Below are 13,471 nucleotides of genomic sequence, written 5' to 3'. Positions count from 1 at the left end.
CCGCCGCGTCAGGCCGCCTTGGGCGTCGCGTCCGCCAGCAAGGCCTCGAGATCGAGGTGCTTGTTCGACATGGCCAGCGTACCATCGGGATTGCGCGGCCATTCGGCTTCCGGCCGGTCGCGATAGAGTTCGACGCCATTGCCATCGGGATCGGTCAGATAGAGCGCCTCGCTGACGCCATGGTCGGCCGCGCCGTCGAGCTTGACGCCGGCTTCGGCCAGGCGGCGCAGCGCCGCGCCGAGCGAACCGCGGTCGGGATAGAGAATGGCGGTGTGGTAGAGGCCGGTCGTGCCTGATGGCGGCGGGCTGCCGCCCTTGCTCTCCCAGGTGTTGAGGCCAATGTCGTGATGATAGCCATCGGCCGACAGGAACACCGCCTGCGCGCCGTAGCGCTGGGTCACCGAGAAGCCGAGCAGGTCACGGTAGAAGGCGAGCGACCGGTCGAGGTCGGCGACCTTCAGATGGACATGGCCGATGCGCGTGCGCGGCGCGACCGGGGCCGGCGCGTTTTCGAGCATGACGAGCTTGGCGGCGGACATGACGCTCTCCTGAACGGTTTCGCCGCAGAGGATGCGGCCTGTTGGCGCCTAAATGGAATGTGATGCCATGCCATGCGACCCCGGCAAGCGGATTCCTGCATCGATGCAATCGAGCCGCCGGCCGGCGCTGACCGGCCCGCCGCCCGCAGGCACCAGCCGGCGCGCTTGACAGGAGGGGGACGCACAGGGACAACCGCCGACAGTCATCTGTTCGAGCACGGAACACGCCCATGTCGCATGCACAGCTCCAGTCGGTCATCGAAACCGCTTTCGAGAACCGCGCATCGATCGATGCCGCGACCAAGGGCGAGGTGCGCGACGCCGTCGATACCGCGCTGCTGATGCTCGACCGCGGCGAAGTTCGCGTCGCTTCCAAGGGCGCCGACGGCTGGACCGTGCATCAATGGCTGAAGAAGGCGGTGCTGCTGTCGTTCCGGCTGAACGACATGACGGCGATTTCGGGCGGGCCCGGCGGCGCCACCTGGTGGGACAAGGTGCCGTCGAAGTTCGAGGGCTGGACGGCCAATGAATTCGGCCCGGCGGGCTTCCGCGCCGTGCCGAACTGCGTGGTGCGCCGCTCGGCCTTCATCGGCAAGGGTGTGGTGCTGATGCCGTCCTTCGTCAATCTCGGCGCCTATGTCGACGAGGGCACCATGGTCGACACCTGGGCGACGGTCGGCTCCTGCGCGCAGATCGGCAAGAACGTGCACCTGTCCGGCGGCGTCGGCATCGGCGGCGTGCTCGAGCCGCTGCAGGCCGGCCCGGTTATCATCGAGGACAATTGTTTCGTCGGCGCCCGCTCGGAAGTGGTCGAGGGCGTCATCGTCGGCGAAGGCTCGGTCATCTCGATGGGCGTGTTCATCGGCGCCTCGACCAAGATCGTCGATCGCGCCACCGGCGAGATCCATATTGGCAAGGTGCCGCCCTATTCGGTGGTGGTCTCGGGCAACCTGCCCGGCAAGGCCCTGCCCGGCGAAAACTGGGGGCCGTCGACCTATTGCGCCGTGATCGTCAAGAAGGTCGACGCGCAGACCCGCTCCAAGACCGCGATCAACGAATTGCTGCGCGATTGATGGCCACAGCTGACGGTCCGCATGGCATGGTCGTGATCTGATGGCCAAGGTCGACTGGACCCAAAGACGGATCTGGATGCAGCCGGCGGTCTGGAGCTACCTGCTGTTCTCGTTCGACGGCCGCATCTCCCGCCTGCCGTTCTGGATCGCGGCGATCGTGCTCAACATCGCCGCCTATTTCGGCGACCGGCTGGCCTTCGACATCGGCGGCAATCCGGCCTCCGCGGTGATTGGCCTCGCCTTCCTCTACCCCTCGCTGGCGCTCGCCGCCAAGCGCACCCATGACCGCGGCCGCTCGGAGCTCTATCTCCTGGTGTTCTTCCTGCCGGCCTTCCTGATCAGCTTCCTGCAGGTGCTGGGTTATATGGAAGACGGCGCGGGCATGAAGGCGGCGCTGGTCGTGCTCGGCATCGCCGTGCTCGCCTCGATGATCGTGCTGGTGATCGATCTCGGCCTGATGCCCGGCGAAGCCGGCGCCAATCGCTTCGGCCCCAACCCCCTGGACTGAAACAATCCCCCGGGCGGGGGCCCACGAGATTGAAACAATCGGGCCCGCAATGAACCGTTGACCTTGCGTCGCGCGGTTGCGAGTGTCGCCGCCGGGCGACACGATCCCATGGAGACCCGAATGGACTTCCAGAATCTCGATCCTCAGAAACTGCTGCCTCAATTCCAGAAATTGCTGCTGACATTCGAAGGCCGCATCGGGCGCCAGGATTTCTGGATCGGCGCCATCGCACTCGCCGTCGTGAATTTGATTGTCGGCTGGTTCTTTGGATTGATCGGCGGGGCCTTTCTGTCCGGGCTCGTCTCGCTGGTGCTGGCCTATCCGGCCTATTGCCTGGCCCTGAAGCGCTCGAACGACCTCGACTATCCGCAGACCTATGTGCAGGCCTTCATGGCCTTCCAGATCGCGCTCACGGTCATTTCGATGTTCGGCGGCCTCGGCCTCGGCGTCCTGTTCTTTTCCATCCTGCTGCCGATCCTGGGCATTGCCGCGCTTGCGCTGCTCGTCGTGCTCGGCTTCTTCCAGGGCACCAACGGGCCGAACCGCTACGGCCCCGATCCCCTCGCGTCCCAGGCTGCATGACGACCGACCCGATCGAACTCACCGCCAGGCTGTTGAGCTGTCCCTCGGTCACCCCGGCCGAGGGCGGGGCGCTGGCCCTGCTCGAAACGACGCTCGGCGGCGCCGGCTTCACGGTTCATCGGCTCGGCTTTTCCGAACCCGGCACACCCGACGTCGAGAACCTCTATGCGCGCATCGGTTCAACCGGGCCGCATCTCGTCTTCGCCGGCCATACCGACGTCGTGCCGCCGGGTGACCCGGCGGCCTGGCGTCACGACCCTTTCGCCGGCGCGATCGACGGCGGCGTGCTCTATGGTCGCGGCGCCGTCGACATGAAGGGCGGCATCGGCTGTTTCGTCGCCGCGGCACTCGACCATCTCGCCGCCCATGGCGGCAAGCCGAAAGGCTCGATCAGCTTCCTCATCACCGGCGACGAGGAAGGCCCCTCGGTCAACGGCACGGTGAAACTCATCGACTGGGCGGCCAAGCGCGGCGAACGCTTCGATCATTGCATCCTGGGCGAGCCGACCAATCCGGCCCGCCTCGGCGACATGATCAAGATCGGCCGGCGCGGCTCGCTGTCGGCCGTCATCACGGTCGAAGGCCGGCAAGGCCATGTCGCCTATCCACATCTTGCCGCCAACCCGATCCCGGCCCTGCTCGCCATTCTCGCCCGGCTGACCGCCGCGCCGCTGGATGCCGGCACCGATCATTTCGACCCGTCCAATCTCGAGATCACCTCGGTCGATGTCGGCAATGGCGCCACCAATGTGATCCCGCAAAAGGCGGTCGCCCGGCTCAATATCCGCTTCAACGACCGCCACAGCACGGCCAGCCTGAAGGCCTGGATCGAGGCGATCGTGGCGGGTGCGGCGCAGGACGGCATCAGCCCCGGCGTCGCTTATGCCCGCGGCAATTCGGAATCCTTCCTGACCCAGCCCGGCGTTTTCGTCGACATGGTCCAGGCGACCATCGAAGAGGTGACCGGCATCAGGCCCGTGCTCTCGACCTCGGGCGGCACCTCGGATGCCCGCTTCATCAAGAACTATTGCCCGGTGATCGAATTCGGCCTGGTCGGGCAGACCATGCATGCCGTCGACGAACGCGTGCCGGTCGCCGATCTGGTGGCGCTGACCGCCATCTACCGGCGAATCATCGACCGCTATTTCGCGGTCTGATCACCTGTATCCGGCAGCGGCAGCCACTTCTCGGGATAGTCGACCCGGGTCAGGTAGAGCGCATGCGAGGGTCCGACCGTGCCGCAGGCCTTGCGGTCGCGTGCTTCCAGCGCCTCGGTGACATCCTCGGGGGTCCAGAGCCCCTCGCCGACCAGTTTCACCGTGCCGACCATGGAGCGCACCTGGTTGTGCAGGAAGGAGCGCGCCGACAGGCTGCAGGCAATGCCGTCGGCGTCACGCACGATGTCGAAGACGTCGAGATTTTTCACCGGCGACTTGGCCTGGCATTCGGTGGCCCGGAAGGTGGTGAAGTCGTGCCGGCCGATCAATCGCGCGGCGGCGGCCCGCATGGCCTCGACGTCGAGCCGCCGCGGCGACCACCAAGCGCGCCTGGCATCGAGCGTCAGCGGCGGCCGGCGATCGATGATGCGGTAGAGATAATGCCGCCGGATCGCCGAAAATCGCGCGTCGAAATCGTCCGGCATCTTGTCGGCCGCGATCACCGCAATGGCATCTTCCTTCAGATGGCGGTTGATGGCGTCGCGCACGACGCGGTTCGGCCAGTCGCGGGCGAGATCGATATGGGCCACCTGGCCGAGCGCATGGACGCCGGTATCGGTGCGGCCGGCGCCATAGACCTTGACCTCCTCGCCGCAGAAGGCGGCGATCGCCTGGACCAGCGCGCCTTGGATCGAACGGCCGAAGCTCGCGCCCTGCATCTGCCAGCCGATATAGGGCCCGCCGTCATATTCGATGGTCAGCCGGTAGCGAGACATCAGCCGAGCCGGATGCCGGCGTCGAGCCTGGCGCCACGCAGGAAATCGCCGGCCCGCATCGCCTTGGCGCCGGCGCGCTGGACCTCGAGGAGGCGGATGGCGCCGGTTCCGCAGGCAATGGCCAGCTGATCGTCGATGACCTCGCCGGGTGCGCCGGAGCCTTCGGCGCGGGCCGAGCGCAGCACCTTGACCCGTTCGCGGCCCTTGCCGAGATCGGCCTCGAACCAGGCGCCCGGGAAAGGCGACAGGCCGCGCACCTTGTTGTGGACCTCGTCCGACGGGCTCGACCAGTCGATCCGTGCCTCGGCCTTGTCGATCTTGGCGGCATAAGTGACGCCATCTGTCGCCTGCGCCACGAAATTGAGCGAACCGCGGTCAAGCGCCGCGAGCGCCCGGACCATCAGGTCGGCGCCGAGCCCGCTCATCCGGTCGTGCAGGTCCTGGGCGGTCATGTCGGGCGCAATGGCGATCTTTTCGACCATGGCGACCGGGCCGGTATCGAGCCCCTCGTCCATTTTCATCACCATGACGCCGGTCTCGGTGTCGCCGGCCATGATCGCCCGCTGGATCGGGGCCGCGCCGCGCCAGCGCGGCAGCAGCGAGCCGTGCAGGTTGAGGCAGCCGAGCGCCGGCGCCTCCAGCACGGCGAGCGGCAGGATCAGGCCATAAGCGACGACCACGGCGACATCGGCGCCGAGGCTCGAAAAATCCGCCTGGGCGGCCGGATCCCTGAGGGTCCTGGGCGTGAACACCGGAATGCCGAAACGATCGGCGAGGCCGTGCACCGGCGTCCTGGTCGCTTCCATGCCGCGGCCGGCCGGTTTCGGCGCGCGCGTATAGACGGCGACCACGTCATGGCCCTGGCCGATGATCTCGGAGACTGTCGGCACCGCGAAATCGGGCGTGCCCATGAAAACCACACGCAGGCTCACCCGGTGGCCTCGCGCTTGGCCGCCTTGGTGAACTTCTTGATCACCCGCTCGCGCTTCAGGCGCGACAGGTAGTCGATGAACAAGACGCCGTTCAGATGGTCGAATTCGTGCTGGATGCAGGTCGCCAGCAAGCCTTCGCACATCATCTCGATGCTGCGGCCCTCGAGATCGAGATAACGCACGCCGCAGCGCGCCGGCCGCTCCACCTCCTCGTAATATTCGGGGATGGAGAGACAGCCCTCCTCATAGACGGCCATGTCCTCGGAGGTGAAGGTGATCTCCGGGTTGATCAGCACGATCGGCTTCTTCTCCTCGTCCTTGCGGGCAAGGTCGATGGTGAAGATGCGCTTCGGCACGGCGACCTGGATGGCCGCCAGGCCGATGCCCGGCGCTTCGTACATGGTGTCGAGCATGTCGGCCGCGAGCTTCTTGATCTCGGCGTCGATGCGCTCGACCGGCTCGCTGACGAGCCTGAGGCGTGGGTCGGGCAGGGAGATGATGTCGCGAATGGCCATGAACGTGTCGTCTGGAATGGATCGGCCGCGGGCGAAACCGGCGCCGCCGCGCGGAAATGGACTGTCGCGCCTGAGTTAAGCGTCCGGAACGCAGGGGTCAACGGTCGCAGGGCTGACCGGTCAGAGACGGGCGAGCAGATTCAGCAGCGCGTCGCGGCCTTTCGCGCCCAATCGGGCGGTGACCCGTGCCTCGTGAACCGCCACCACCGTCTCGGCCTCGCCGAGCAGCCGCTTGCCGTCATCGGTCAGCACCAGCGCATGGGTGCGCCGGTCGGTGTCGGAGCGCAGGCGGCGGGCGAGCCCACGCCGCTCGAACTGATCCATCATGGCGACGAAGTTCGGCCGCTGGATGCCAAGCGCCGCGGCGATCTCGCGCTGGCTGCGGCCAGGATTGGCATCGATCAGCACCAGCGCGCTGAATTGCGCCGGCCGCAGACCCAGCGGCGCGAAACATTTGATGAAATCGTCGAACACCGAAAGCTGCGCCCGGCGCAAGACATAACCGACCAGGCCGGACAGCGGCCCCATGTCGAGCGCGGCCGGCGGGGCCTCGTCCACGTCGTCCGGCGCGGCCGGCTCCGCCTGGGCGCGCCGCAGCTTTGTCGTGGCTTTCGATCGTCCAGGCATCTCGGCTTTCGGGCTCATCTGACCGATTGTGTTAGCAACAAGAATGATTATATACTATACCCAATTTATAAGAAAGCCACCAGGGAGGACAGCATGCCGACGCATCATCGATGCGCCAGCTCCGGGCGACGATCCGGAGGCTCGCCCGGCGGCATAACACATGTCGCGGGGGTGTCGTGACCATGGACACGACCATTCTGCTTTTCCTGCTGCAGGACGGCATCACCAATGGCGCGATCTATGCGCTGCTGGGCCTCGCCCTGGTGCTGGTCTTCGCGGTGACCCGGGTCATCTTCGTGCCGCAGGGCGAGTTCGTCGCTTATGGCGGCATGACCTTCGCGCTGCTCGAAGCCGGCAAAGTGCCGGGCACCGCCTTCATGGTGGTGGTCTTCGGCATTGCCGCCTTCCTCGTTGAAATGGTCGCGCGGCGCAAGGCGCTGGACCTGATCGGCACCGGCCGCGAAGCCCTGTCCAAGCTGATCCTGCCGCTCGCCATTCTCGGCCTGACCACCATCGCGGTGGCAAGCCAGGCCGGCACCGCGGTCAATCTTATCCTGACCATCGCCATCATCGCACCGATCGGGCCTTATCTCTACCGTGTCGCCTTTGCGCCGATCGCCGATTCCTCCGTGCTGGTGCTGCTGATCACCGCGGTCGGCGTGCATCTCGCCATGACCGGCCTGGGCCTGGTCTTCTTTGGCGCCGAGGGCCTGCGCGCCCCGCCGATCTCCAGCGCCGTGGTGCCGCTCGGGCCGATCGTGGCAACCGGCCAGAGCCTCGGCATCTATGCCATCACCAGCCTGCTGATCGTCGCGCTCTACCTGTTCTTCGGCCGGACGCTGACCGGCAAGGCGCTGCGCGCCACCGCCATCAACCGCATCGGCGCGCGCCTCGTCGGCATCCGCCTCGGCCTGTCCGGACGGATCGCCTTCACGCTCGCCGCGGTCATCGGCGCGGTCTCCGGCATTCTCATCGTGCCGATGACCACGCTCTATTACGACACCGGGTTCCTGATCGGCCTGAAGGGCTTCGTCGCCGCCATCATCGGCGGCCTGGTCAGCTATCCCGTGACCGCAGCCGCGGCCATCGTGGTTGGTGTGGTCGAGGCGCTCGCCTCGTTCCTCGCCAGCGACATGAAGGAGGTCATCGTCTTCACGCTGATCCTGCCGGTGCTGATCTGGCGCTCGTTCACCAATCCCCATGCCGACGAGGAGGACTAGGCCATGCAACGTCTCGGCTTGCTTCTCTTTGTCGCGCTCATTGCCGTCATTCCGCTGCTTCCGGGCCTTTCGGTGTTCTGGATCACGCTGCTCGACAATATCGGCCTGGCCGCCCTGGTCGCCATGGGCCTGGTGCTGCTCACCGGCGTCGGCGGCCTGACCTCGTTCGGCCAGGCGGCGTTCTGCGGTTTCGGCGCCTATACGTCGGCCGTGCTGACCACCAAATTCGGCTTCAACCCCTGGGCGGCGCTGCCGGTGGCGCTGGCCGTCACCGGACTGGCCGCCGTCGTGCTCGGCCTCGTCACGGTCCGGCTCTCCGGCCATTTCCTGCCGCTCGGCACCATCGCCTGGGGCATTTCGCTCTATTACCTGTTCGGCAAGATCGAGCTGCTCGGCCGCCATGACGGCATCTCCGGCGTGCCGCCGCTGTCGCTGTTCGGCTGGTCGCTGATCGAGCCGCAGGCGGTCTATTACGTCATCTGGGGGTTCGTCGTGCTGGCGGCGATCCTCACCACCAATCTCCTGGATTCACGCGCCGGCCGGGCGATCCGGGCGCTGCGCGGCGGCCGGGTCGCAGCCGAAGCCTTCGGCATCGAGCCGGCGCGGGTCAAGCTCATCGTCTTCGTTTATGCGGCGCTGCTCGCCGGCCTCTCCGGTTGGCTCTACGCCCATGTCCAGCGGGCGGTGAACCCGACCCCGTTCGGCATCAATGCCGGTATCGAATATCTGTTCATGGCGGTGGTCGGCGGCGCCGGCCAGATCTGGGGCGCGGTGGTCGGCGCCTCCCTGGTCATCCTGCTGAAGGATGCGCTGCAGCGCATCGTGCCGGCGCTGTTCGGCACGGCCGCGCAATATGAGACCATCGTGTTCGGCGTGCTGCTGGTCGCCATCCTGCAAGGCGCGCGCGACGGCCTGTGGCCACGCATCGTGGCGCTGTTTCCGAAAGGTGCGCCAGCCCCGGTGGACCGGGACGCGGCACCCTTGCCGGGCCGCCAGAAGGCCAAGGCCGAACCGCTGCTGGCGGTCACGGCGGCGCGCAAGACCTTCGGCGGGCTGGTGGCGGTCAACGACGTCTCGTTCCAGGTCAAACGTGGCGAGATCGTCGCGCTGATCGGCCCCAATGGCGCGGGCAAGAGCACGACCTTCAACCTGATCACCGGCGTGCTGCCGATCACCGCCGGCGACGTCGTCTTCGCCGGCCGGCCGATCGGCGGCGAGCGCCCGCAGGCCATTGCCGGGCTCGGCATTGCCCGCAGCTTCCAGCATGTGAAACTGCTGCCCGAGATGTCGGTACTGGACAATGTCGCGCTCGGCGCGCACCTGCGCGGCCAGGCCGGCGTCATGCGTGGCCTTTTCAGGCTCGACCGTGCCGAGGAGACGCGCCTGATCGGCGAAGCGGCCCGCCAGATCGCCCGGGTGGGGCTGGCCGACCATATGCACAAGCCGGCCGGCTCGCTGGCGCTCGGCCAGCAGCGCATCGTCGAGATCGCCCGCGCGCTCTGTCTCGATCCGGACCTGCTCTTGCTCGACGAACCGGCGGCGGGCCTGCGTCACCTGGAAAAGGCGGCGCTGTCGGAACTGCTCCGGCACCTGCGCAGCCAGGGCGTCTCGGTGCTGCTGGTCGAACACGACATGGGTTTCGTGATGAACCTCACCGATCATATCGTCGTGCTCGATTTCGGCACCAAGATCGCCGAGGGACCACCAGCGGCGATCAAGCAAAACCCGGCGGTGCTCGCCGCCTATCTCGGGGCGCCTGAATGAGCGAACTCCTGATCATCGACCAACTGTCGGTCGCCTATGGCCATGTCGAGGCGGTGACCGGCGTCTCGCTCAAGGTCATGGCCGGCGAGATCGTCACCGTCATCGGCGCCAATGGCGCGGGCAAAAGCACCCTGCTCAATGCGGCACTCGGCCTCCTGCCGTCGCACGGGCGTATCCGCTTCGACGGCCGCGACATGGCGGCGGTCGAGGCCGAAGACCGCGTCGGCCTCGGGCTCTGCCTGGTCGCCGAGAAACGCGAACTGTTCGGCACCATGACGGTGGAAGACAATCTGGTGCTCGGCGGCTTCCGCGTCGACCGGAAGGCCGCGGCGGAGACGCTGGTTCAGGTGTTCGATCGCTTCCCCCGGCTGAAGGAAAGGCGCAGCCAGCTCGCCGGCACGCTGTCCGGCGGCGAGCGGCAGATGCTCGCCATGGGCCGGGCGCTGATGAGCCGGCCGCGCCTCCTGATGCTCGACGAGCCGAGCCTCGGGCTGGCGCCGAAGATCGTCGCCGATATCTTCGCCATCATCGCCGACCTGCGCGCGACCGGCGTGGCGATCCTGCTGGTCGAACAGAATGCCCGGGCGGCGCTCAACGCCGCCGACCGGGCCTATGTCATGGAGCTCGGCCGGATCAGCCTGGAAGGGCCGTCGGTCGAACTCGCCCGCGATCCGCGCATCGCCGAGAGCTATCTGGGTCTCGGGCACTAGCGGTGTTGCCGCCGGCGCCCCCTCAGACGGCCAACGAAACTTGGCAACGCCGCATAACCGCGTTCGATCCGACCCGGCCCGAAACGCTCTCGGTAGGATTGCCGTGATTCGACCGATGACCCGTGTCGGGGCTTGGACGAACTTGCGCGACAGGCAATCCAAACAGCAATCGAGAATGACAGAGACAGCGCGAGGAAGGCCGTAAGGTCGTTGAGGCCATCGAACCAGCGAAGCCCTTCCATGGAAAGGCCCATGAGGGCAAGCCACCACAGCTTGAACGCGAGTTCGAACCTCGAGAAACCAAACATGCCGATCCGCCGGACGCCCTGCCAGGTCAGGTCAGGTCAGGTCAGGTCAGGATCACGGGCAGACGATAACAAATTGTAAGCTGCATCGCGTGAACCCGATAAAGTCGACCGTCTCACCGCCGCGGGCGCTCGCCGGTCGGCGCACCGGCAAGCCGAGCTCTTCGGCGACAGGAGGCTCGATGGTCGCGGGCTGAGATCCGCCACAGGCGCGACCCTGCTGCCGTGCCGGCAGCGTGGCCAAGCGCTGCGCAATCTGCACAATGGCCAGCAGAACGCAGCCTGAGGCGGTCGCCGCCGCCGACCAGAAACTCGTGCTCACAGCCGTTTTGATCCGGAGCATTTCATGACCGACGGAATCGACCTGCGCGACGCCACCCCTGGGGATGATGCCGGCTTCAAGCCCCACACCTCGCATTGGGGCGTGTTCTCGGCGCGCTGGCGGGACGGCAAGCTCGATGTCCGGCCGCATCCCGGCGATCCCGATCCCAATGGCATCATCGACAATTTCCCGGCCGCACTCCGGCACCGGGCCCGCATCGCCCAGCCAATGGTCCGCAAGGGCTGGCTCGAGCGCGGCCCCGGCCCGGACGACCGGCGCGGCCGCGACGAATTCGTGCCGATGTCCTGGGACGCGGTCATGGACCTGCTCGGGTCGGAGCTCGCCCGTGTGCGCGACAAGCATGGGCCGGGCGCGGTGTTCGGCGGCTCCTATGGCTGGGCCAGCGCCGGGCGCTTCCACCACGCCCAGAGCCAGATCCACCGCTTCCTCAACACCGCGCTCGGCGGTTATGTCCGCTCGGTCAACAGCTACAGTTCCGGCGCCTCGTCGGTGCTCTTGCCGCAGATCCTCGGCGGCTACGAGGAGATCACCAAGCGCAACGTCTCCTGGGAACAGATCGCCGAACACAGCGACATCGTGCTGGCCTTTGGCGGCATGGCGCTGAAAAACAGCATGGTCGCCGGCGGCAGCATCAGCGAACATGTCGAGCGCGGCGCCATGGAGCGCGCCAGCGCGCGCGGCTGCGAATTCGTGCTGGTCAGCCCGCTGCGCAGCGACCTGCCCGTGGCGGCCCGGGCCGAGTGGCTCGGCGCCATTCCCGGCACCGACACTGCATTGATGCTGGCGCTGGTCCACACGCTGGCCGTCGAGGGCCGGCACGATCGCGACTTTCTCGATCGTTATACGGTGGGGTGGCCGGTCTTCGAGCGCTACCTCCTCGGCGCGACCGACGGCCAGCCCAAGGATGCCGGCTGGGCCGCAGGCCTCACCGGCGTTCCGGCCGAGACGATCCGCTCGCTCGCCCATCGCCTGCATGGCCGTCGCGCGGTGATCGTGGTGTCCCATTCGCTGCAGCGCGCCGAGCACGGCGAGCAGCCGGTCTGGATGGGCGCGGTGCTGGCCGCGGCGCTCGGGCAGATCGGCCTGCCCGGCGGCGGCTACGCCTATGCGCTCGGCGCCATCGGCTATTACGGCCGGCGCTACAATGCGGTGCCCGGGCCGACCTTGTCGCAGGCCCGCAACGGGGTTGCCGAGTTCATCCCGGTCGCCCGCATCGCCGACATGTTGCTGAACCCCGGCACGCAGTATCGCTACAACGGCCAGACCAAGACCTATCCAGACATCCGCCTGGTCTATTGGGCCGGCGGCAATCCGTTCCACCACCATCAGGACCTGAACCGGCTGCGCAAGGCTTTCGGCAAACTCGACACGCTGGTGGTGCATGAACTCGCCTGGACCGCGACGGCGCGCCATGCCGACATCGTCCTGCCCTGCACCATGACGCTGGAGCGCGAGGATATCGGCTGCAGCTCCAACGACCCGCTGATGGTCGCCATGCATCCGGTGGTCGAGCCCTATGGCGAAGCGCGTGACGACTACGCGATCTTTTCCGGCCTTGCCGAACGCCTCGGCGCGACCGAGGCCTTCACCGAAGGCCGCACGGTGCGCCAGTGGCTGGAATATCTCTACGAGCCGACCCGCACGGCGCTTGCCGAACAGGGGCTGCCGGCGCCGGGCTTCGATGAATTCTGGACGGCCGGCAGCATGATGCTGCCCCAGCTTCCCGACGATGGCGGGCATTTGCGCAAGTTCCGCGACGACCCGGACGCCAACCCGCTGACGACGCCCAGCGGCAAGATCGAGATCTTCTCCGAGACCATCGCGGGCTATGGCGAACCGGACTGCCCGGGCCACCCCACCTGGCTGCCCAGGGTGGAGGTTCCCCGCCCCGGCACGCCGATGTTCCTGGTCGCCAACCAGCCGGCGACGCGGTTGCACAGCCAGCTCGATTTCGGCGGGCACAGCACCGATTCCAAGCATCGCGGCCGGGAGGTCGCGCAGATGCATCCGACCGATGCGGCGGCACGCGGGATCAGCGACGGCGACATCATCAAGCTGTTCAACGAGCGCGGCGCCTGCCTCGCCGGCGTGCGCGTCACCGAGGACATTTGTCGCGGCGTCATCCAGCTGCCGACCGGCGCCTGGTACGACCCGGTCGATCCGGAGGACGACAACCCCCTGTGCGTCCACGGCAATCCCAATGTGCTGACCCGCGACGTCGGCACCTCGGCCTTGGCGCAAGGCTGCACCGGCCAGATCACCACCGTCGAGGTCGAGCGCTTCGACGGCAACCTGCCGCCGATCCAGGCCTTCGAGCCGCCGGTGACGGCCGCCGCCTGAGCAGGCGCTTCCGCCGCCGCGCCGAGGATCGCCTGTTCAACGCGCGAAGGGCGCGGGCTTGTGGCCGGATGACGGCCGCG

At 67.3% G+C, this 13,471-nt stretch carries 13 protein-coding genes; 8 read left to right on the top strand and 5 right to left on the bottom strand.

Annotated features, from left to right (window positions below):
* Nucleotides 1-8: 8 nt before the first annotated feature.
* Nucleotides 9-539, bottom strand: coding sequence for a VOC family protein (locus E8M01_RS13780; RefSeq protein WP_246088728.1), 531 nt, complete (start codon nucleotides 537-539; stop codon nucleotides 9-11).
* Nucleotides 540-769: 230 nt separating this feature from the next.
* Between E8M01_RS13780 and dapD the strand changes: the two genes are divergently transcribed.
* The 4 genes from dapD (at nucleotide 770) to dapE (ending at nucleotide 3,859) form a co-directional block, all read left to right on the top strand.
* A complete protein-coding gene (gene dapD, locus E8M01_RS13775) occupies nucleotides 770-1,612 on the top strand; it encodes a 2,3,4,5-tetrahydropyridine-2,6-dicarboxylate N-succinyltransferase (protein ID WP_136960633.1) in 843 nt (280 codons plus the stop codon).
* A 40-nt stretch (nucleotides 1,613-1,652) separates the two neighbouring features.
* The gene (locus E8M01_RS13770) at nucleotides 1,653-2,120 is read left to right on the top strand and encodes a DUF805 domain-containing protein (protein WP_136960632.1); all 468 of its coding nucleotides are present in this window, start codon (nucleotides 1,653-1,655) and stop codon (nucleotides 2,118-2,120) included.
* 120 nt (nucleotides 2,121-2,240) lie between these two features.
* Nucleotides 2,241-2,702 (top strand): DUF805 domain-containing protein, encoded by a 462-nt coding sequence (locus E8M01_RS13765; RefSeq protein ID WP_170181892.1) that lies wholly within the window; start codon nucleotides 2,241-2,243, stop codon nucleotides 2,700-2,702.
* Nucleotides 2,699-3,859: a succinyl-diaminopimelate desuccinylase gene (dapE, locus tag E8M01_RS13760; protein WP_136960630.1), complete on the top strand. Its 1,161-nt coding sequence runs from the start codon at nucleotides 2,699-2,701 to the stop codon at nucleotides 3,857-3,859. Before E8M01_RS13765 ends, dapE begins: the two co-directional genes overlap by 4 nt.
* On the opposite strand, the gene truA is transcribed toward dapE, so the two are convergent.
* The 4 genes from truA to E8M01_RS13740 form a co-directional block, all read right to left on the bottom strand.
* A complete protein-coding gene (truA, locus tag E8M01_RS13755) occupies nucleotides 3,844-4,635 on the bottom strand; it encodes a tRNA pseudouridine(38-40) synthase TruA (RefSeq protein WP_136960629.1) in 792 nt (263 codons plus the stop codon). The genes dapE and truA overlap by 16 nt on opposite strands.
* Nucleotides 4,635-5,561 (bottom strand): methionyl-tRNA formyltransferase, encoded by a 927-nt coding sequence (fmt, locus tag E8M01_RS13750; protein ID WP_136964625.1) that lies wholly within the window; start codon nucleotides 5,559-5,561, stop codon nucleotides 4,635-4,637. Before fmt ends, truA begins: the two co-directional genes overlap by 1 nt.
* 2 nt (nucleotides 5,562-5,563) lie before the next feature.
* Nucleotides 5,564-6,082, bottom strand: a complete 519-nt coding sequence (gene def, locus E8M01_RS13745; protein WP_136960628.1) for a peptide deformylase — start codon at nucleotides 6,080-6,082, stop codon at nucleotides 5,564-5,566.
* Nucleotides 6,083-6,202: 120 nt separating this feature from the next.
* On the bottom strand, nucleotides 6,203-6,727 hold the full coding sequence (locus tag E8M01_RS13740; RefSeq protein WP_246088727.1) for a MarR family winged helix-turn-helix transcriptional regulator: 525 nt from the start codon (nucleotides 6,725-6,727) through the stop codon (nucleotides 6,203-6,205).
* 164 nt (nucleotides 6,728-6,891) lie between these two features.
* On the opposite strand from E8M01_RS13740, the gene E8M01_RS13735 reads away from it, so the two are divergent.
* The 4 genes from E8M01_RS13735 (at nucleotide 6,892) to E8M01_RS13720 (ending at nucleotide 13,391) form a co-directional block, all read left to right on the top strand.
* Nucleotides 6,892-7,929, top strand: a complete 1,038-nt coding sequence (locus tag E8M01_RS13735) for a branched-chain amino acid ABC transporter permease (RefSeq protein WP_136960627.1) — start codon at nucleotides 6,892-6,894, stop codon at nucleotides 7,927-7,929.
* A 3-nt stretch (nucleotides 7,930-7,932) separates the two neighbouring features.
* Nucleotides 7,933-9,693, top strand: coding sequence for a branched-chain amino acid ABC transporter ATP-binding protein/permease (locus E8M01_RS13730; RefSeq protein WP_136960626.1), 1,761 nt, complete (start codon nucleotides 7,933-7,935; stop codon nucleotides 9,691-9,693).
* Nucleotides 9,690-10,403 (top strand): ABC transporter ATP-binding protein, encoded by a 714-nt coding sequence (locus E8M01_RS13725; protein WP_136960625.1) that lies wholly within the window; start codon nucleotides 9,690-9,692, stop codon nucleotides 10,401-10,403. The genes E8M01_RS13730 and E8M01_RS13725 overlap by 4 nt, the downstream gene beginning before the upstream one ends.
* A 651-nt stretch (nucleotides 10,404-11,054) precedes the next feature.
* Nucleotides 11,055-13,391 carry a molybdopterin guanine dinucleotide-containing S/N-oxide reductase gene (locus E8M01_RS13720; protein ID WP_136960624.1) on the top strand — a complete coding sequence of 779 codons (2,337 nt, stop codon included), beginning with the start codon at nucleotides 11,055-11,057 and terminating at the stop codon, nucleotides 13,389-13,391.
* The last annotated feature ends 80 nt before the right edge of the window (nucleotides 13,392-13,471 follow it).

This window comes from Phreatobacter stygius (assembly GCF_005144885.1).
Lineage (GTDB): Bacteria > Pseudomonadota > Alphaproteobacteria > Rhizobiales > Phreatobacteraceae > Phreatobacter > Phreatobacter stygius.
This window is presented reverse-complemented; position numbering and strand designations above follow the sequence as displayed.

Coding starts and splice junctions, on each gene's coding strand:
- E8M01_RS13780 (WP_246088728.1), bottom strand. CDS start 539: ATGTCCGCCGCCAAGCTCGTCATGCTCGAAAACGCGCCGGCCCCGGTC.
- dapD (WP_136960633.1), top strand. CDS start 770: ATGTCGCATGCACAGCTCCAGTCGGTCATCGAAACCGCTTTCGAGAAC.
- E8M01_RS13770 (WP_136960632.1), top strand. CDS start 1,653: ATGGCCAAGGTCGACTGGACCCAAAGACGGATCTGGATGCAGCCGGCG.
- E8M01_RS13765 (WP_170181892.1), top strand. CDS start 2,241: ATGGACTTCCAGAATCTCGATCCTCAGAAACTGCTGCCTCAATTCCAG.
- dapE (WP_136960630.1), top strand. CDS start 2,699: ATGACGACCGACCCGATCGAACTCACCGCCAGGCTGTTGAGCTGTCCC.
- truA (WP_136960629.1), bottom strand. CDS start 4,635: ATGTCTCGCTACCGGCTGACCATCGAATATGACGGCGGGCCCTATATC.
- def (WP_136960628.1), bottom strand. CDS start 6,082: ATGGCCATTCGCGACATCATCTCCCTGCCCGACCCACGCCTCAGGCTC.
- E8M01_RS13740 (WP_246088727.1), bottom strand. CDS start 6,727: ATGAGCCCGAAAGCCGAGATGCCTGGACGATCGAAAGCCACGACAAAG.
- E8M01_RS13735 (WP_136960627.1), top strand. CDS start 6,892: ATGGACACGACCATTCTGCTTTTCCTGCTGCAGGACGGCATCACCAAT.
- E8M01_RS13730 (WP_136960626.1), top strand. CDS start 7,933: ATGCAACGTCTCGGCTTGCTTCTCTTTGTCGCGCTCATTGCCGTCATT.
- E8M01_RS13725 (WP_136960625.1), top strand. CDS start 9,690: ATGAGCGAACTCCTGATCATCGACCAACTGTCGGTCGCCTATGGCCAT.
- E8M01_RS13720 (WP_136960624.1), top strand. CDS start 11,055: ATGACCGACGGAATCGACCTGCGCGACGCCACCCCTGGGGATGATGCC.